Source organism: Rhodoferax sp. P2_H8_2 (assembly GCF_056403235.1).
Genome location: NZ_JBFUFW010000007.1, coordinates 55,701 through 73,229, shown reverse-complemented (window position 1 = coordinate 73,229; position 17,529 = coordinate 55,701). Strand labels below are relative to the sequence as shown.

18 protein-coding genes are annotated in these 17,529 nt (G+C 59.1%); 7 read left to right on the top strand and 11 right to left on the bottom strand.

Translation table 11 applies throughout. The annotated features are described in order from the left end of the window. Positions 1–3 precede the first annotated feature (3 nt). Positions 4–1,737 (top strand): lysoplasmalogenase family protein, encoded by a 1,734-nt coding sequence (locus AC1DV6_RS13415; protein ID WP_477978146.1) that lies wholly within the window; start codon positions 4–6, stop codon positions 1,735–1,737. 474 nt (positions 1,738–2,211) lie between these two features. Here AC1DV6_RS13415 and ruvB read toward each other — a convergent pair whose 3' ends face one another. Further along, the gene (gene ruvB / locus AC1DV6_RS13410; protein WP_477978144.1) at positions 2,212–3,264 is read right to left on the bottom strand and encodes a Holliday junction branch migration DNA helicase RuvB; all 1,053 of its coding nucleotides are present in this window, start codon (positions 3,262–3,264) and stop codon (positions 2,212–2,214) included. Positions 3,265–3,363: 99 nt separating this feature from the next. Between ruvB and AC1DV6_RS13405 the strand changes: the two genes are divergently transcribed. Further along, complete coding sequence (locus AC1DV6_RS13405; protein WP_477978142.1) at positions 3,364–4,437, top strand: carbonic anhydrase; 1,074 nt, start codon at positions 3,364–3,366, stop codon at positions 4,435–4,437. A 19-nt stretch (positions 4,438–4,456) separates the two neighbouring features. Here AC1DV6_RS13405 and ruvA read toward each other — a convergent pair whose 3' ends face one another. Next, positions 4,457–5,029, bottom strand: a complete 573-nt coding sequence (ruvA, locus tag AC1DV6_RS13400; protein ID WP_477978140.1) for a Holliday junction branch migration protein RuvA — start codon at positions 5,027–5,029, stop codon at positions 4,457–4,459. Positions 5,030–5,092: 63 nt separating this feature from the next. Here ruvA and AC1DV6_RS13395 point away from each other — a divergent pair, with 63 nt between their 5' ends. Both AC1DV6_RS13395 and ybeY read left to right on the top strand, forming a co-directional pair. Next, complete coding sequence (locus AC1DV6_RS13395) at positions 5,093–6,106, top strand: PhoH family protein (protein ID WP_477978138.1); 1,014 nt, start codon at positions 5,093–5,095, stop codon at positions 6,104–6,106. Continuing rightward, positions 6,106–6,549, top strand: coding sequence for an rRNA maturation RNase YbeY (gene ybeY, locus AC1DV6_RS13390; RefSeq protein WP_477978136.1), 444 nt, complete (start codon positions 6,106–6,108; stop codon positions 6,547–6,549). Before AC1DV6_RS13395 ends, ybeY begins: the two co-directional genes overlap by 1 nt. 66 nt (positions 6,550–6,615) lie before the next feature. Here the strand turns inward: ybeY and dtd are convergent, their stop codons facing one another. Together dtd and tyrS are read right to left on the bottom strand one after the other, a co-directional pair. Continuing rightward, on the bottom strand, positions 6,616–7,080 hold the full coding sequence (dtd, locus tag AC1DV6_RS13385) for a D-aminoacyl-tRNA deacylase (RefSeq protein WP_477978134.1): 465 nt from the start codon (positions 7,078–7,080) through the stop codon (positions 6,616–6,618). Positions 7,081–7,097: 17 nt separating this feature from the next. Beyond that, the gene (gene tyrS, locus AC1DV6_RS13380; protein WP_477978132.1) at positions 7,098–8,342 is read right to left on the bottom strand and encodes a tyrosine--tRNA ligase; all 1,245 of its coding nucleotides are present in this window, start codon (positions 8,340–8,342) and stop codon (positions 7,098–7,100) included. A 118-nt stretch (positions 8,343–8,460) separates the two neighbouring features. Between tyrS and AC1DV6_RS13375 the strand changes: the two genes are divergently transcribed. Further along, positions 8,461–9,852: a M23 family metallopeptidase gene (locus AC1DV6_RS13375; RefSeq protein ID WP_477978130.1), complete on the top strand. Its 1,392-nt coding sequence runs from the start codon at positions 8,461–8,463 to the stop codon at positions 9,850–9,852. A gap of 15 nt (positions 9,853–9,867) precedes the next feature. After that, complete coding sequence (locus AC1DV6_RS13370; RefSeq protein WP_477978128.1) at positions 9,868–10,995, top strand: anhydro-N-acetylmuramic acid kinase; 1,128 nt, start codon at positions 9,868–9,870, stop codon at positions 10,993–10,995. A 4-nt stretch (positions 10,996–10,999) separates the two neighbouring features. Here AC1DV6_RS13370 and erpA read toward each other — a convergent pair whose 3' ends face one another. The 7 genes from erpA to AC1DV6_RS13335 all read right to left on the bottom strand — a co-directional run bounded on the left by erpA (position 11,000) and on the right by AC1DV6_RS13335 (position 16,399). Further along, entirely contained in the window at positions 11,000–11,365 is a 366-nt protein-coding gene (gene erpA / locus AC1DV6_RS13365) for an iron-sulfur cluster insertion protein ErpA (protein ID WP_477978126.1), read from the bottom strand. A 63-nt stretch (positions 11,366–11,428) separates the two neighbouring features. Beyond that, positions 11,429–11,824: a bactofilin family protein gene (locus AC1DV6_RS13360; RefSeq protein WP_477978124.1), complete on the bottom strand. Its 396-nt coding sequence runs from the start codon at positions 11,822–11,824 to the stop codon at positions 11,429–11,431. Positions 11,825–11,843: 19 nt separating this feature from the next. Further along, a complete protein-coding gene (locus AC1DV6_RS13355; protein WP_477978122.1) occupies positions 11,844–12,572 on the bottom strand; it encodes a DUF6776 family protein in 729 nt (242 codons plus the stop codon). Between the two features lie 245 nt (positions 12,573–12,817). Then, entirely contained in the window at positions 12,818–13,492 is a 675-nt protein-coding gene (locus AC1DV6_RS13350; RefSeq protein ID WP_477978120.1) for a Fe2+-dependent dioxygenase, read from the bottom strand. An 89-nt stretch (positions 13,493–13,581) separates the two neighbouring features. Then, positions 13,582–13,974: a 30S ribosomal protein S9 gene (gene rpsI, locus AC1DV6_RS13345; RefSeq protein ID WP_477978118.1), complete on the bottom strand. Its 393-nt coding sequence runs from the start codon at positions 13,972–13,974 to the stop codon at positions 13,582–13,584. Further along, positions 13,971–14,441: a 50S ribosomal protein L13 gene (rplM, locus tag AC1DV6_RS13340; protein ID WP_477978116.1), complete on the bottom strand. Its 471-nt coding sequence runs from the start codon at positions 14,439–14,441 to the stop codon at positions 13,971–13,973. The genes rpsI and rplM overlap by 4 nt, the downstream gene beginning before the upstream one ends. Before the next feature lie 200 nt (positions 14,442–14,641). Further along, positions 14,642–16,399, bottom strand: coding sequence for a serine/threonine protein kinase (locus AC1DV6_RS13335; RefSeq protein ID WP_477978114.1), 1,758 nt, complete (start codon positions 16,397–16,399; stop codon positions 14,642–14,644). Between the two features lie 107 nt (positions 16,400–16,506). Here AC1DV6_RS13335 and AC1DV6_RS13330 point away from each other — a divergent pair, with 107 nt between their 5' ends. Beyond that, the gene (locus AC1DV6_RS13330; protein ID WP_477978112.1) at positions 16,507–17,403 is read left to right on the top strand and encodes a 23S rRNA (adenine(2030)-N(6))-methyltransferase RlmJ; all 897 of its coding nucleotides are present in this window, start codon (positions 16,507–16,509) and stop codon (positions 17,401–17,403) included. Positions 17,404–17,529 lie beyond the last annotated feature (126 nt).

The following is a 17,529-nucleotide window of genomic DNA, read 5'->3' as shown; positions in this document are numbered from 1 at the left end:
CGCATGAGCCCATTCCAAGTCATCGTTTTAGCCACCCCTGTTTTCCTGTTGATGATCGCCGCGGAATTTGCCTGGAGCCGACGCGCCACAGCACGCGTACCTGGTTCGAAGGCGTTCCGTTTGAATGACCTGATCAACAGCATCAGTTTGGGCATCATCAGCCAGCTCAGCGGCGTACTGACCAAGCTGCTGAGCATTGGCACCTACACCGTGGTGTTTGGCGCTTTCGCCATCTACCCGAATCTGGAGTTCTGGAGCACCTGGTACGGTGTGGTGCTAGCGCTGATTTTTTATGACTTCTGCTACTACTGGCTGCATCGTGCCGGCCATGTGGTGAGCCTGTTCTGGGCGGCGCACGTAGTGCACCACCAGAGTCAGCACTACAACCTGTCCACCGCGCTGCGTCAGACTTCCAGCGGGGCCTTCTTCGGCTGGATCTTCTACATTCCGATGGCCATAGCCGGTGTACCGCCGCTGATCTTTGGCATCGTTGCGCTGATTGATCTGCTGTACCAGTTCTGGGTCCACACCGAGCAAGTGGGAAAACTGGGCTGGTTCGACCGATGGTTTTGTTCCCCCAGCAACCACCGCGTGCACCACGCGGTCAATGATCCCTACATCGACCGCAACTACGGCGGCATTCTGATCATCTGGGACCGTATCTTCGGCAGCTTCCAGGAAGAGGATGACAAACATCCCTGTGTCTACGGCACCCGCGGCCAGCTCGACAGTTGGGACCCGCTATGGGCGAACATGGCGGTCTACTGGACGCTGGTGAAGAACTCCTGGCATGCCGAAAAATGGAGCGACAAAGTACGCGTCTGGTTCAAGCCACCGGGCTGGCAATCGGCGGACCTGGCACGCAATCACCCTTATCCCGTGTTCCGGCTGCAGGAGGTCACCACCTACAACCCGCCCATGAGCACCGGTCAGCACATGTTTGCCGTTTTGCAGTTCGTACTCGCCATTGCGGCGGTATCGGTCTTCTTGTGGCACGCCGACGCAATGCCCTGGGGCGAAGCGGCCATCTGGTGCGCCGCGCTGACCGCCTGCATGTGGAGCCTGGGCCTGTTCATGCAAGGGCGCCTGTCCATGCTGGAGGTATTGCTGCTGGAGAGTTCAGCGCTCGCCACCGTGAGCGCGATCGGCATGCTGCAATTTTTTATGGTGTTCAAACCCATGCCCATGTCAATCGCTATTGTTTTTATAGCTGCTCGCGCAATATCCACGGGTGGAATCGGAAAATTGGACCTATTGCTGCTGGGTGCCGCGGTGTTCTCTTTGGGTGGTGACATCTTCCTGATGCTGCCAGGCGACCTGTTCATTCCGGGCCTGGCATCGTTCCTGGTAGCCCACGTTTTTTACATTGCCCTGTTCCGCCAAAACCAGCCCTGGTTCCCCAGCAAAGGTGCGCTGGCCGTCGTACTGGGCTTTGGCGCAGTGATGTACGCGATTTTGTGGAGCAGCCTGGGCGACCCCATCCTGAAGGGCGCAGTGGCTGCCTACGTGACGGTGATCTCGCTGATGGCGGCGCAGGCCATAGGGCGAGCCAAGGTGCGTGGCGATTCGGCCTCGCGCTGGGTCGCAGCGGGTGCCTGCATCTTCATGCTCAGTGACTCGTTGATTGCAGTCAATAAGTTTTTGACGCCGGTACCGTTGTCAGCGTTGTGGATTCTGTTGACTTACTTTGCGGCGCAGATGTTGATTGTTCATTTTGCACGGCCTCAGGATAAGTGATGCTTCTGCTTTCCCAGCGGGGTTTCTAACACCCACTCCCCTAGCCCCTCGCCCCGTCGGCGAGGGGAGCCTTTAACAGCCGATCTTGTTTCGTCGCGCCGGCTATGGAATTACTGGGGTAGGTTGCCACCATTTTTGGCGCACCACGGCGTGAACCTGCGGTGGCGGTGACCTCCAACAGAGTCGTGTGGCACTGCTGGCCGCTTGCGGCCAGTAACGATTCATCAAGCATGACTCGGCGCCCGTGTCTCGCTGCTGGCGCTGCGCGCCAGACCGCTCCGAGTTACTTCATGCGAGGCAGCCCCAACCGTCGGTTCATGCCGCTCCGAGAAGTAGCAGTGGCAACCTCACGCATTTAATTCCGTATTCGGAGCGAAACCACCAAATCGGCTGTTAAGGCTCCCCCTCGCCCGACGGGGGCGAGGGGGTTGGGGGGAGTGGGGAGTTAAGAAGCCCTCGCAGAGAGCAAAAGAACTAAATCAACTCAGGCGTAGGGTTGGCTGGCGGCGCAACGCCCAGGTGGCGGTAGGCCGCCAAAGTAGCAATCCGCCCCCGCGGCGTCCGCTGTAAGTACCCCTGTTGAATGAGGTACGGCTCAATCACATCCTCAATCGTCTCGCGCTCTTCACCAATGCTGGCCGCAATGTTATCCAGCCCCACCGGCCCACCATCAAAGCGGTGGATTACCGCCTCCAGCAGCTTGCGGTCCATCAGATCGAAGCCTTGCGGGTCCACGTCCAGCATGGCCAGCGCACGGTTGGCGATGTCCAGATCGATCGTGCCGTTGCCCTTAACCTCGGCATAGTCACGCACACGGCGCAGCAGGCGGTTGGCAATGCGCGGTGTGCCGCGGGAACGGCGGGCAATCTCGAAACCGCCTTCGTCCACCAGCGGTACATTCAGCAAGCCCGCACTGCGCTTGACGATGCGCGCCAATTCTTCCGACGTATAAAACTCCAGCCGCGCCACGATGCCAAAGCGGTCGCGCAACGGGTTGGTCAGCATGCCGGCACGGGTGGTCGCGCCGACGAGGGTGAAGGGCTGCAAATCGAGCTTGATGGAGCGCGCCGCTGGGCCTTCGCCGATCATGATGTCGATCTTGTAATCCTCCAGCGCGGGGTAGAGAATTTCTTCGACCACCGGACTGAGGCGGTGAATTTCGTCGATGAAAAGAACGTCGTTCTTTTCCAGATTGGTCAGGAGCGCCGCCAGATCCTTGGGTTTTTCCAGCACCGGCCCGCTGGTCTGGCGCAGATTCACGCCCAGCTCGTGCGCAATGATGTGTGACAGCGTGGTTTTGCCAAGGCCGGGCGGGCCAAACAGCAGCACATGGTCCAGCGCTTCGGAGCGTTTCTTGGCAGCGCCAATAAAAATCTCCAATTGCTCGCGCACCTTGGCCTGGCCGACGTACTCGTCGAGGAGCTTGGGGCGAAGCGCGCGCTCAATCGCTTCTTCATTGGGGGAAGTCGGGCTGGCGGACACAACCCGCAGGGGGCTTGCCGCAAAATCATCGGTCTGGATACTCACCTGCGCACTATAGCGCGGCACACGAACGAGTTGCCCAATTCAAGTTGCACCTCGTGGTGGCCGATAGTATGTTGGATGCTCCCGTCTAAAGGCCCCGCCATGAATACTCTGTCCCGTTTTCGCAATCCACGCACTTCGGCTGCGTCTTGGGGCTTGGCGGGTGCACTGTGCATGCTGGTACATGCATCCCTTTGGGCCGCCGACGAGCGCGCTATAGCACCGGCCAAGAAGATGGCGGCCGACATTTCCACCACTTCTGCCGCCAACCCCAAAGAGGTGGGGGAACAAGTAAGGGAGGCGCTGGGTACCAGCGTTGCACCGAACAAACAGTTGAAAGTGGTGGTAGCGGGCAAACCGGGCGTAGCATCCAGCGCCAACAGCGGGCTAGCGCGTGAGACTAATCGCCATTACCTGGAAGGCAAGGCAAGGGCATTGGGAATGGGGAAAGACGCCCTGATGCCGCGGGAGTTGGCAGCCACATCTGGCGGCGATGTCCAATGGGCCTACGAAGGCGAAGCCGGGCCACAGTCTTGGGGCAAACTCAAGATGGACCTCAACACCTGCGCGATCGGCAAACGCCAGTCACCGATCAACATTGAAGATGGTGCCACGCTGCAAGGCCCGGCCGAGCCCATCCAGTTCAGTTATCTGCCCAGCAATGCAGCCGTCGTCAATAACGGCCACACGATTCAGGTTGATGTGCAGGGCGAGAACTCCATCACGGTGCGTGGCTCCAACTACCGCCTGCTGCAATTTCACTTCCACACACCGTCCGAAGAGCAGATCAACTTCAAGCGCTACCCCATGGTCGCGCACTTGGTGCACAAGAATGCCGAAGGCCAGCTCGCGGTGGTCGCCGTGCTGCTGGAGCAAGGCGACTCTAACGCCGTGATTGACCGGGTGTGGACCTATATGCCGCTGGACGCGAATGACCGGGTCCGCATGCCCGCCGAGGCGCTCAATCTGGCAGACCTACTGCCCAAAGACCGGCGCTACTACCAGTTCATGGGTTCACTGACCACGCCGCCCTGCACCGAAGGTGTGTTGTGGCTGGTGATGAAGCAAGCAGTGCAGATCAGCAAAGCCCAGATGCGGCTGTTCCAGCAGCTCTACCCCAACAATGCGCGGCCGATACAGCCGTTAAATGGGCGCCCCGTACGCGAGGCCTTGTAGCAAAACCGCTTCAATGGGTTTACTTGGCCAGCGCCTTCAGAGCGAGTTTGATACCGTCACTCACACCGATATCCTTGGGTAAAGCCTTCAGCGCCAGCGCTGCTTCCTTGTCGCTATAGCCCAGCGCCAACAGCGCTTGCAGGATGTCGTTCTGCGCGTCATGGGCACCGCCAACGGGCACACCTATGTCGGCGCCCAGCTTGCCCTTGAGTTCCAGTAACAAGCGCTCGGCGGTTTTCTTGCCGATGCCTGGCACCTTGATCAGGCGACCTGCCTCCTGCAAAGTCACGGCCTGCGCCAGATCAGCCACGCCCATGCCGGACAGCACAGACAACGCGGTACGTGGGCCTACGCCAGAAATCTTAATCAGTTCCCGAAAGGCTTCGCGTTCGGAAGAACTGCCAAAACCGTAGAGAATCTGTGCGTCCTCACGCACCACAAAATGCGTCAGCAGCGACACCTTTTGCCCCTCGGCAGGCAGGTTGTAAAAGGTGCTCATGGGCACCTGCACCTCGTAACCCACGCCACCGCAATCCACAATGATCTGGGGCGGGTTTTTGTCGCTGAGGATACCGGTTAGCTTGCCAATCATTTTGTGCCTATCATGGGTGTTCTTGTGGCGTTAGTCGCCTCGTTTCCGTAAGGAATTATCAGCTTGATTCTCAGACACATTTTTTCACCGCCTAACAACACACGCTTGTCCCATTTGTGTGGCCCGACCGACGAGCATCTGCGCACGATCGAGCTGGCGCTGGAGGTGCGCATTGCACATCGGCATGAGCAGTTCAAGGTCGAAGGCCCCAAGGCCAAAGCACAGCGGGCGATGGACATGCTGCAGGCGATGTACGAAATCGCTGCGCGACCGATTCAGCCCTCTACCGTGCAACTGATGTTGTCGGGCGATGGTTCTGCGGATGGATCCGAGGGTCCCGCGCTGGCCACGCGCCGTGCCGATCTGAAGCCGCGCACGCAGAACCAGGCGGTCTATCTGGACAACATCGCCGAGTTCGACATCACCTTTGGCATCGGCCCTGCCGGTACCGGCAAGACCTACCTCGCCGTAGCTGCCGCAGTAGACGCGCTGCAACGCAATTCGGTACAACGCATCGTGCTCACGCGCCCCGCGGTGGAAGCTGGTGAGCGACTGGGCTTTCTGCCGGGCGACTTAAACCAGAAGGTCGACCCGTATCTGCGCCCGCTGTACGACGCGCTGTACGACCTGATGGGCTATGACCAGGTGTACAAGGCGTTTGAGCGCCAGCAACTGGAAATTGCCCCGCTGGCCTTTATGCGCGGGCGCACATTGAACAACGCTTTCGTGATTTTGGACGAGGCGCAAAACACCACGCCCGAGCAGATGAAGATGTTTCTGACCCGCGTGGGCTTTGGCACCAAGACCGTCATCACCGGTGACGTGAGCCAGATCGATCTGCCCAAGACTCAAATCAGCGGCTTGGTGGAAGCGGAGCGCATCCTGCGCCGCACGCCCGGCATCGCGATCACGCGACTGACCAGCGCCGATATCGTGCGGCATCCGCTGGTCGCGCGCATCGTGGACGCCTATGACGCTGCGCGGCTGGAAGACCTGCCGCGTATCACGATCCCGGAGCCAGAAGCGGAACTGCCCCGCGTAGGCCTGCCCAAAACCCGAACCCCGAAAGCGCGCTGATGCTGCCCGAACTTACCCTCTCCCTGCAATTCGGCAAATTCAAGGACGCCGACAAACACCGCGCCGCGCTGCCGCGCCACAAGGTGATCCGCTGGATCCGCAACACGCTGGAAGTGGACGGCGAAATCACCGTGCGCATCGTCGACGCCGAAGAAGGCCAGACGCTCAACCGCGAGTACCGCCACAAGGACTACGCGACCAATGTGCTGACCTTCGATTACACGCAGGAGCCGGTTACTGCAGACCTGGTGCTATGCGCGCCAGTGATCAGCAAGGAAGCCAAAGAGCAAAAGAAAACACTGGAAGCCCACTACGCCCACATGATCGTGCACGGCACGCTGCATGCGCAAGGCTGGGACCACGAGATGGACGAGGACGCCGAAGTGATGGAGTTGCGCGAGACCGAGATCATGGCCCGACTGGGATTCAAGAATCCGTATTGAAATTCCAGTGAAAATGGCCTGCAGAGCGCATACAGATTGCGTAAGCAGCTACTGTATTGATAGCAACTACGGAGTGGGTGCTATCCGCATCGGTATCGTCACCGGACCATCGTTGACCAATTCCACCAGCATGTCTGCGGCGAAGATGCCGGTTTGCACAATGGGATGCGCTGCACGGGCTTGGCCTACAAAGTAGTCATACAGCCGACGCCCTTCGGCGGGTGCGGCGGCATTCGTAAAACTGGGCCGGTTGCCGCCACTTATGTCCGCGGCCAATGTGAACTGGCTGACGATCAACAGCCCACCTTGTTGACCGGTGCCATCCATGTCCTGCACGCTCAAGTTCATCTTGCCCTGTGCATCGCTGAAGATGCGCAGCTTCAACAGTTTGGCCAGCAGCTTGTCGCCCTGCGTTTCGGTGTCGCCCTGCTCGGCGCAGACCAATACCAGCAGGCCCCGCTCAATCGCACCTACGGTATTGCCATCGACCACCACACTGGCGCGACGTACCCGTTGAACCAGCGCCAGCACTGAAGTCCCTTAAACCACTAACCCAGCGTCACGCGCGCGAACTTGCGCTTGCCCACTTGCAGCACGTAGGTGCCGGCGGACAGCTTCAAGCCCTTGTCGCTGACCACATTGCTGTCGATGCGCACACCACCGCCATCGATCAGACGGTTGCCTTCGCCCGACGAAGCGGCAAGTCCTGCGGACTTGAGCAACGCGCCAATTCCCACTGCGGCACCACCTTCGCCCAATGGCAATGTGATTTCGTCAATCTCGTCCGGCACGCCGCCCTTGCTGCGGTTGATGAAGTCCTGCTCCGCGGCGTCGGCCGCCGCTGCACTGTGGAAGCGCGCTGTGATTTCCTTGGCCAGCGCCACCTTGGCATCCTTGGGGTTGCGTCCGCCATCCACCTCGGCCTTCAGCGCCGCAATCTCGGCCTCAGACTTGAAGCTCAGCAGCGTGTACCACTTCCACATCAGCACATCCGAGATGGAAAGCACCTTGGCAAACATCGTGTTCGGGTCTTCTGAAATGCCGATGTAGTTGTTCTTGCTCTTGGACATCTTCTCGACGCCATCCAGCCCCTCGAGCAAAGGCATCGTCAAAATGCACTGTGGCTCCTGGCCGTATTCAGCCTGCAGCGTGCGACCCATCAGCAGGTTGAACTTCTGGTCGGTACCGCCCAGCTCCAGATCACTCTTCAGCGCGACGCTGTCATAGCCTTGCATCAACGGGTACAGGAATTCGTGCACCGCGATCGGCGTACCGGCCTTGAAGCGGTCGTGAAAGTCGTTGCGCTCCATCATCCGCGCCACGGTGTAGCGGCTGGCGAGCTGGATCATGCCGCGCGCGCCCAGCGGGTCACTCCATTCACTGTTGTAGCGCAGCTCGGTCTTGGTCGGGTCCAGAATCTTGTCGGCTTGGGCGCGGTAAGTCTCCGCGTTGATCTTGATCTGCTCGGCCGTCAGCGGAGGGCGCGTGCTGTTGCGACCCGACGGATCGCCAATCATGCTGGTGAAATCACCAATCAGGAAGATCACCGTATGGCCTAGATCTTGCAGCTGACGCATCTTGTTCAGCACCACCGTGTGGCCGATATGGATGTCTGGCGCTGTCGGATCCAGGCCCAATTTGATGCGCAACGGGGTGCCTGTCGCCTCCGAACGGGCCAGTTTCTTGATCCAGTCCTCCTGGGGCAGAAGTTCTTCGCAGCCGCGCAGGCTCACGGCCAGGGCTTCCCGGACACGGTCGGTTACAACAAAAGGGAGGCTTGAGGCTTGATTCATAAGGTTTTTTTACTATGTCTGTGCGGTAGGCCGCTATACTGCGTCCTCCCTCCTGCAACGCACGCGTTGCCAGCGGCGCAATTTTAGTCGTGCCGCATCCCAAAACTGGAGCCCCATTTTGATAGCTAAATGGATTCGTATTGCCGATGACTGCGTTCGCGATGCCGCGAATGTGCTCAAAGCCTACCCCCGCCACGCCACTGCAGTCGTTGCTGCCCTGTTGGTCTGCGGCACCGGAGCTACCTACGCAGTCGCCAGTCTGGCGCCAGACCCAGCGGATCTGCCCGTACGCACCGTCGTGGAAGCCGTACAACCTCTGCCGGTAGAGGAACAAATGGACGCATTGGCGCAGCAAAGCATGCTGCTGTACCGCTCCGACGTCACCCGCTCTTCCGATACCGCGGACACCTTGCTCAAACGCCTCGGTATTTTTGACGCACAGGCCGCTGCCTTCCTGCGTTCGGATCGCCAGGTGCAGCAAACACTGTTGGGCCGCTATGGCCGTTACGTCACCGCAGAAACAGCCGCCAACGGCAGCCTGCAACGCCTGGTAGCCCGCTGGAGCCCTGAAGACGACGGCATGTTCAAGCGCCTGACCGTTGAACAGTCACCCGCAGGACTCGTCTCGCGTCTGGAGACGTTGCCAATGACCGCATCGTCGCGTCTGGCCAGCGGAAACATTACATCGTCATTGTTTGCCGCGACCGACGACGCACGCATTCCGGATGCCGTGGCCATGCAGATTGCTGAAATCTTCTCGGGTGATGTCGACTTTCATCGCTCCTTGCGTAAGGGCGATCGTTTCTCGGTGGTCTACGAAACACTGGAAGGTGACGGCGAGCCTTTGCGTGCAGGCCGTGTGTTGAGTGCAGAGTTCGTCAATGCCGGCAAAGCCCATCAAGCTATGTGGTTCCAGGAGCCTGCTCCGGGTAACAGCCAGCAATCGGCAGCTACCCACAACCTGACCAAGGGCGGCTACTACACACTGGCTGGCGACAGCCTGCGCCGGGCCTATCTAGCGTCTCCACTGGCGTTCTCACGGGTCACCAGCGGCTTTTCGATGCGCTTTCACCCGATTTTGCAGACCTGGCGTGCGCATACCGGCGTGGACTACGGCGCTCCCACGGGTACGCCCGCGCGTAGCGTTGGTGATGGCACGATCGAATTTGCCGGAGTGCAAAACGGCTATGGCAACGTGGTCATGGTCAGGCACCGCGGCAGCGATGTCACCGTCTATGCGCACCTGAGCAAAATTCTGGTGCAACGTGGCCAATCCATCGCCCAAGGTCAGACGGTCGGTCTCGTGGGCCAGACAGGCTGGGCGACTGGCCCCCATCTGCACTTCGAATTCCGCGTCAACGGGCAGTTCAAGGACCCCCTGATGATTGCGCGCCAGAGCGAAGCCATTCCGGTCGCAGCGGCGTCCAAGCCCATGTTCGACAAAGCGGCCCAAATGGTACGCACCCAACTCGCCGCTGCAGCCAATATGCAGGCTGGCAGCGCCCAGTAATTGCTGCCGACCTGCATGTCGGCAGCCGCTTCTTCTCTCTACATCGGTTTGATGTCCGGCACCTCGCTGGACGGCGTAGACGCGGTCCTTGCAGACTTTTCTTCTGAACGTCCGCACGTGTTGGCCCACAGCACGGTCGCTTTCGACACCACATTGCACGATGAATTGCTGGCGCTCAACAGCGTTGGCGACAACGAATTGCACCGCGCCTGGCTGGCTGGCAATGCATTGGCGCGCATTTATGCGCAAGCTGTCCACTCCGTTTTGAAAGCAGGCAATGTAGGAGCATCCGCAGTGCGAGCGATTGGCGCCCACGGCCAAACCGTGCGGCATCGCCCGCAGGAATTTGACGGCACGGGTTACACGATTCAAGTGAACCAGCCAGCCCTATTAGCGGAGCTGACCGGCATCGATGTGGTCGCTGATTTCCGTAGTCGTGATGTGGCAGCTGGCGGCCAAGGCGCGCCCTTGGTGCCGCCCTTTCACCGTGCTTTTTTTGGGAGCATTGCGCCGCAGGTGGGCGTGCTCAACATTGGCGGAATATCCAACATCACGCTGATCGACAGCTCCAATGAAGGTGCGTTGCTCGGATTCGATTGCGGCCCGGGCAATGCGCTGATGGATGCCTGGTGCAAGACGCACACGGGCGAGCCGTTTGACCGGGACGGTGCGTGGGCCGCCGGCGGAAATGTCATTCCATTGCTGCTGTCCAACATGCTGCAAGAGCCATTCTTTGCGCGCAAGCCGCCCAAAAGCACTGGACGCGATTTGTTTAATGGGCCCTGGCTGCAAAGCCATCTGCAGGGTTTCGACACCGCATCCGCACAGGATGTTCAGGCCACGCTGACCGAGCTGACCGCGCGCGCTTGTGCACAAAGCGTTGCGACTGGCCGAGCGGGGCTTTCGTTGCTGATCGTATGTGGCGGCGGCGCGCTGAACAGGGATCTAATGCGGCGCATTGCCATGCACTTGCCGGCCTGCAGAGTCACGCCATCGTCAGACTATGGGCTGCCGCCGTTGCAGGTGGAAGCGACTGCCTTCGCGTGGCTTGCGCAACAAGCTATGGAGCGCAATGCCTCGAGTGTGAAAGAGGTCACGGGCGCCAGCGCGGCACGCGTTCTGGGGGCAATTTACCCCGCTTGAAATATCAGGTCGAGAAAGAAGAGCCGCAACCACAGGTGGTGGTGGCGTTCGGGTTCTTGATCACGAACTGCGCGCCCTGCAAGTCTTCCTTGTAGTCGATTTCGGCACCTACCAGGTACTGGTAGCTCATCGCATCGATCAACAAAGACACACCATTTTTGGTCATCGTGGTGTCGTCTTCGTTGGTGATCTCGTCGAAGGTGAATCCGTATTGGAAACCCGAGCATCCGCCACCCTGAACGAATACGCGCAATTTCAAATCGGGATTGCCTTCTTCGGCAATCAAATCCGCTACTTTGGCCGCCGCGCTGTCGGTAAACAGGATGGGCGAAGGCATTTCGGTGGTGATGTTTTCAGCTAAGGCGCTCATGGCGAACTCCGGTCAAATGTCTTGTTGGGGAGAATAGTACAGCAATTTACTCGGGATTGCTTGTTACAGGTTATTCGCCGCCAGCTTGAGTGTGGGCTTTTCCTCGCCAACCAGAACAGGGCGCAATTGGCCCGTGATCAACGCTCCCTGGTGCATCTCCAAGGCAGCGTACTCCACGTCGCCTTCGATACGGGCTTTGGGCTGCAGCTCCAGCATCAACCGAGCGACCACCGGACCTTTGACGGAGCCATTGATGATGATGTGGTCCGCACTGACCTGGCCCGTAATTTTGGCAGTTTCCGATATCACCAGAATGCTGGGGGCCTCGGTCTTGGCAAGAACGTTGCCACTTATTTCGCCGTCTACGCGCAACCCGTCGGAAAACTGGATATGCCCGGTGATATGGCTGCCCTCGGCAATCAAACTCTTGATCGGAGGCTGCTTGTTTTTATTGAACATGGATAAACCCAAACTGAATTTATAGTTTGATGGACTGGGTTGCCTTGACGACAGCGCCATCCATCACTCTGGCTGTGACACCCCGAACAACGACTTGGGGCGGGATCTCAAACTCCCCTTCCATGCGCCCGTATTGGCGCATCTTGATTGGAAGGGACCCTTCACTCAACTTGGCAATCCAGGGCCTGCCATCGGAGACCCCATTGAACTCCAGACTGAGTTGGCCGCTGAATTCCGGTACATTGCGGCCGGGCTGGATCACCAAGACCTGCCATTTTATCGTTCTGGCGTCCTGAATGTCAGCCTGCAAACCCCTAATAGCGACACCGTCTGTCGCCCCGGCAGGAATCAATTTCTCAAAAAATCCCAAATCATCACGCAAAGTCCGATTTTCGATTTCCAGCAATTTGACCTGGGCCAGTATCTTTTCATACGAGGCCTTCTCAGTGGTCACCAGTGTTCCCGCCGTGTTGGCAACCGACTGGGCATGGTCCCGCTCTTCCTTGATCCGGGCCAACTCCGCCTGCGTGTCACTGAGGTCCGTGCGCAGCCGGGTTAGCTCTTCCTTGGATCCTTTATCAAGGCCCGCAATGTCCTTGCCAAATTCGAATGCCCACAGCCCAATCGCAGCACAAAATCCCAGCACGATGGCCGCCACAGCCCAACGGAACGGCCAAGGCAGTGCACTGCGTACCGCCATACGTGGAGCGCTGATGGTGAGGCGGCGGCGGAGCAGGCGGAATCTCATGGAGCGCGAAGTCTAGCAGCCCGAAAACACAAGTCCACTAGCGTCAACGGCTACTTTGTAAAACAAAGTTAAGCGCGGCACCCAAAGGCAAAAGGGCCGTAAGAGCTTGCACCATGACGACTTTTGCTTTGCAACTGAGCGTTTCAGAGGCGTGTTGATGCTAGGAGACCTGTTTGTGACGGCGGGCGGTGGAAGCCGACCCTATTCCGCTCGACCTCACGCGCATGGCGCGTTGCGAATCTAGTTCAGGGCTGCGCGAACATTCGGACGAGATTTTCCCGAGCCAAACGCAGCTGGTCACGCGCATCTGCAGTCTTATTGCCGTCCAGCAGCTCGCGTACCTGGTCCAGCGTCTGCACGACATTGCGTTGCGTCTCGGAAGGCAATGCACTTTGCATCCACATAATGGCCGCAAAACGCTGGCCGCGGGTGACCGTGCGAACCTCGTGCAGCGTATTGCTTTGGTAGACCACGGCGCTCCCTACGCCCAGCTTGACTTCCCTGTGGGATTTCCCTGTATCGGTAAAGACCAGCTCCCCACCCTCGTATTCACCGGGCGGGCTCAGGAAAATGGTCATCGAATAGTCGGTCCGCATGGGCCAGCCATTGGCGCTCATCATGGCTGCGTCGGTGTGTTGCCCGTAGTGCATGCCTTCGCCATACAGATTGAAGAGCGGTGGCGTCATCCGAATGGGCAGCGCATATTGCATCAGTGGCTGGCAGGCATTGACTGCGCCGATCACCATATTCGAGCACGCCGCCCATTTCGGATGCGTGCTGGTGAATTGCATGTTCTTCTTGACCCGTAGCGCATCACCATGCGCGGTGGCGGCGCCGTCCGTAAATCGCTCAGGCAGCAAAACTTCCCGCAACTGACTCACTTGCGCAGCACTCAGCAAATTCTCGAAGACAGTAAACACAACGGGATTCCCAAAAAAAGTGAAAGCGGCAAAAGCAAAAAAGGCCACCAGAAGGATTCTGGGGGCCTTTTCTTGGAAGCAGGTCCGTATTAACGCTTGGAGAACTGCTTGCGACGGCGAGCGCCGTGGAAGCCGACCTTCTTACGTTCGACTTCACGCGCATCACGCGTCACGAAGCCGGCCTGGCTCAGGACGGGCTTGAGGGTTGCGTCGTAATCAATCAGTGCGCGGGTAATGCCGTGGCGCAGAGCGCCAGCTTGACCCGACTCACCGCCACCAGCCACATTGACCATGATGTCAAAGGTTTCTGCATGGTTGGTCAGCAACAGAGGTTGCTTGGCGATCATGATGGAGGTTGCGCGACCGAAAAACTTTTCGATGGCCTTGCCGTTCACCACGATTTGGCCGGAGCCTTTTTTCAGAAACACGCGGGCGACGCTGGATTTGCGACGGCCTGTGCCATTGTTCCATTCACCGATCATTTGGCGGCCTCACGTTTCACTGCATTGGCGGAAATACCGGGGATGTCCAAAACCTTGGGCTGCTGGGCGGTATGGGGATGCTCAGCACCACCATAAACCTTGAGCTTCTTGATCATGGCGTAGCCGAGAGGACCCTTGGGCAGCATGCCCTTGACGGCTTTTTCCAAAGCGCGGCCAGGGAACTTCGCTTGCATGTCGCGGAAGTTAATGGCAGAAATGCCACCTGGGTAGCCAGAGTGGCTGTAATACACCTTGTCAATGGGCTTGGCACCAGAGACACGCAATTGGGATGCGTTGATGATGACGATGAAGTCACCGGTATCGACGTGAGGCGTGTAAATGGCCTTGTGTTTGCCGCGCAAACGGAGAGCAACTTCGCTGGCTACTCGTCCGAGGACCTTGTCGGTCGCGTCAATCACAAACCACTCGTGCACGACCTCAGCGGGTTTTGCGCTGAAAGTAGACATGAGATTTCTCTTTTAAAGGAGGGTTTGTCGGGCTCTTTTCCACGGTCGGCGTTCCTCTAATGGGAATCTCTTAGGTGGGGATTGCTGCAGCGGCATGCACTGCAACCTCTTCGCCGCGGAACCACAAAAGCGCTGCGAAGCCTTCGATTATACGAAAACCCGCCCGTTTTGGCTAGTACCTTGCGCGACCGTAGGCCCGCTTACTGCGTTTTATCCCGGTTTTCCCAGCGTTTTCGGTCTGCAATGCAGACAGGAAGCTTGGTGTTTTCGGCTTTTTGGCACTCCTGATAAATGCACATGGGGCGCGTGAAGAAGTTGCTGTCACGGCAAAGCTCCTTGTGCCCCGCAACAACCGGTGCGTGTGAGGCGTTCTCTTTGATGCTGGCAGCCGACTCCACTTTGGCATCGCTGACAGGCTTGCTGACGGGTTCGTGAACCACCGCAACTTCCGGCTTCGGCGCCGAGGCGGGAGTGGGCGGCGGCTTGGGTTGCGCCCGCGTGACTTTGACAGGCGGTACTGGTTTTGCAGCAGGAACCGTCATCGCATCCCGTGCTACGGACACTGCGCTAGCTGGCTTTGCGGGCTCCGAAGCGACAGGAGCCAAGTCAACCGGCGCACTTATGGCTGGAGCCATCGGTTTGGACTCCGCCTCAACCACTGTATTGACTGGCGATGGCACATGTGTGGGCACTGACTTTCCGCGACCCGACAATCCCCAAAATATGGCCGTTGCAAATGCCAGAGCGACGCCCGCCCATAACAATGGCGGAAGCCATGCGGGGGATTTGGAACTGTCAGGGCGTGACGATTTGTCTCTTCGGCGTTTGCCACGGGAGCGCTCAGCACGGGGAACCACGATGGTGGCCTGTGGGGCATGGGGAACATCCGGCAGGGCTTGGGCCTGGGTGGTGACAAATTCCTGCGTTGCGCCCGTGTCCAGAAGCCCCTCCGGCGCAGAATGCAGCAAACGGTCACCCAACGCTTCCCGCCAGTCAAAGCGCGCAATGTGTGCGGGACGCCGCAAGCGCATCTCGACGCAGAATGCTTCCACGCTGGCAGGCCGGTCATTGGGCGCGAGCAGCAAGGCGTGGTCAATGGTGCGAACAAAACCTGCTGAATAGGGTGTACCGAAATGGCTGGCCGTGGTTTCGGCCAGTTTCGCGAAGCTGGGCAAAGTGTCTTTCACCGCCCTCACCGTTGCCGGCAACGGCGGCTCGTTGCGCAGACACCCGTGCATCACGGCGGCGATGGAATACAAGTCCGTCCATGGCCCCTCCCGCAAGTCCGTCGAATCGGCGTATTGCTCGATGGGTGCGTAGTTGATTTTGAGGATGGCGGTGTGCTTGCGGTCGCCGTCGCGAATGGCGCGGCGCGCGGCGCCCAGATCCAGCAGAACCGGAGGCCCCTGATCTTGCAGAAAAATATTGTCCGGTGAGATGTCACGGTGCAACGTGTTGTTCGAGTGCAAAACTCTGAGCGCCTCGAGCACCGACCACAAGATGGTGCGTAACCACTCTTCGGGCGGCGGCGCACTCATTTGCGCGCGGGCCTCCTTCAGGGTGCAGCCCACATACAGCGGCATTGCCATGTAGGCGGTGTTGTTCGCTTCCCAAAAGCGATACACCTTGACCAGGGAGGGATGGTCGAACTGGGCCAGCAGTCGCGCCTCAGCAATGAATGACTTGAGCCCCGCCTGGAAGGGTTGTGAATCTGCTGTAGACCGGGCGGACACCTGCATGTTCGTGCCGCGCCCCACCAAGGCGGAGGGCAGGTATTCCTTGATCGCCACGGGCCTTTGCAGCGAATGGTCATAGCCCCGGTAGACGATGCCAAAGCCTCCGACACCCAACAACCCGCGCAGCTCGAACTCCCCCAGCACGGTGCCTGCCGGTAGGGCGTCCATGTGTGTCAGCGCGGGCTCCAAGGGCCTGCCTGTCAGGGGTTCAGATTCAAGCATTGTTCGGTATTGTGTCGCGGCATGCGGGCTCTGAATAGCTCAATAAGCGGGTGCAGCAACAAATGGTTACGCCTGCGGGGCCGAGGCCCGTGCCCTTATCATAGGGGATGTTCAGTTACCGACACGCCTTCCACGCAGGCAATCACGCCGACGTCCTCAAGCACACCGTATTGCTGGCCGTGCTGCGCTATATGACGCAAAAAGACGCGGCCCTCAACGTTTTTGACACCCATGCTGGGGCGGGCCTGTACCGCCTGGACGGCGACTACGCGCAAACCAGCGCCGAAGCGGCACAAGGGTTCCTGCGTTTGGTGAATGAAAAGCGTACCGAGCCCTTCGCACCCGCATTGCAGGACTACATTGACTTAGTTGCCGCGTTCAACACCAAGGGTCAGTGGAAGGTGTATCCAGGCTCGCCCTTCATCATCCAGCGCCTGTTGCGCGAAGAGGCGCGCGACAAGCTCAAGCTGTATGAACTGCACCCGACAGATTCCAAGACACTTGCGGCCAATGTGGCCCAGCTCGAAGCGGGGCGGCAAGTGGCCATCCTGCGGGAAGACGGATTTGAGGGGCTGAAGAAGTTTCTGCCACCGCCTTCACGCCGCGCGTTGGTGCTGTGCGATCCGAGCTACGAAGTGAAGAATGACTATGCACGGGTGCCTGCCATGATTGCCGATGCGATGTTGCGTTTCGCAACTGGCACGTACGCCGTCTGGTACCCCATCATTCCCCGCCCTGAGGCGCACGATATCCCCAAGAAACTCAAAACCCTGGCCAACAAGGCGGGCAAGAGCTGGTTGCACGCGACGCTGACCGTCAAGTCCAGCAAGTTGCTGCAAGACGAAGAGGGTGAAACCGTTCGCCCGGGTTTGCCTGCGAGCGGTATGTTCCTCATCAACCCGCCGCACACACTCAAGGCCTCGCTCAAGGATGCACTGCCGCAGATGGTGGAAGCACTCAAGCAGGACGCCCACGCGACCCATACGCTGGAATCTGGCGGATAACTCCTGGTTCTCGCACGCCAGTTAGGCCACAGGCCGGGCGGCTCATGGTGCCAAACGCGCACAAATCGCCGCCCGGCCTGTGGCCTATCTGGCTAAGCTTTTGGGATTCGGGGCGACTCGGACCCG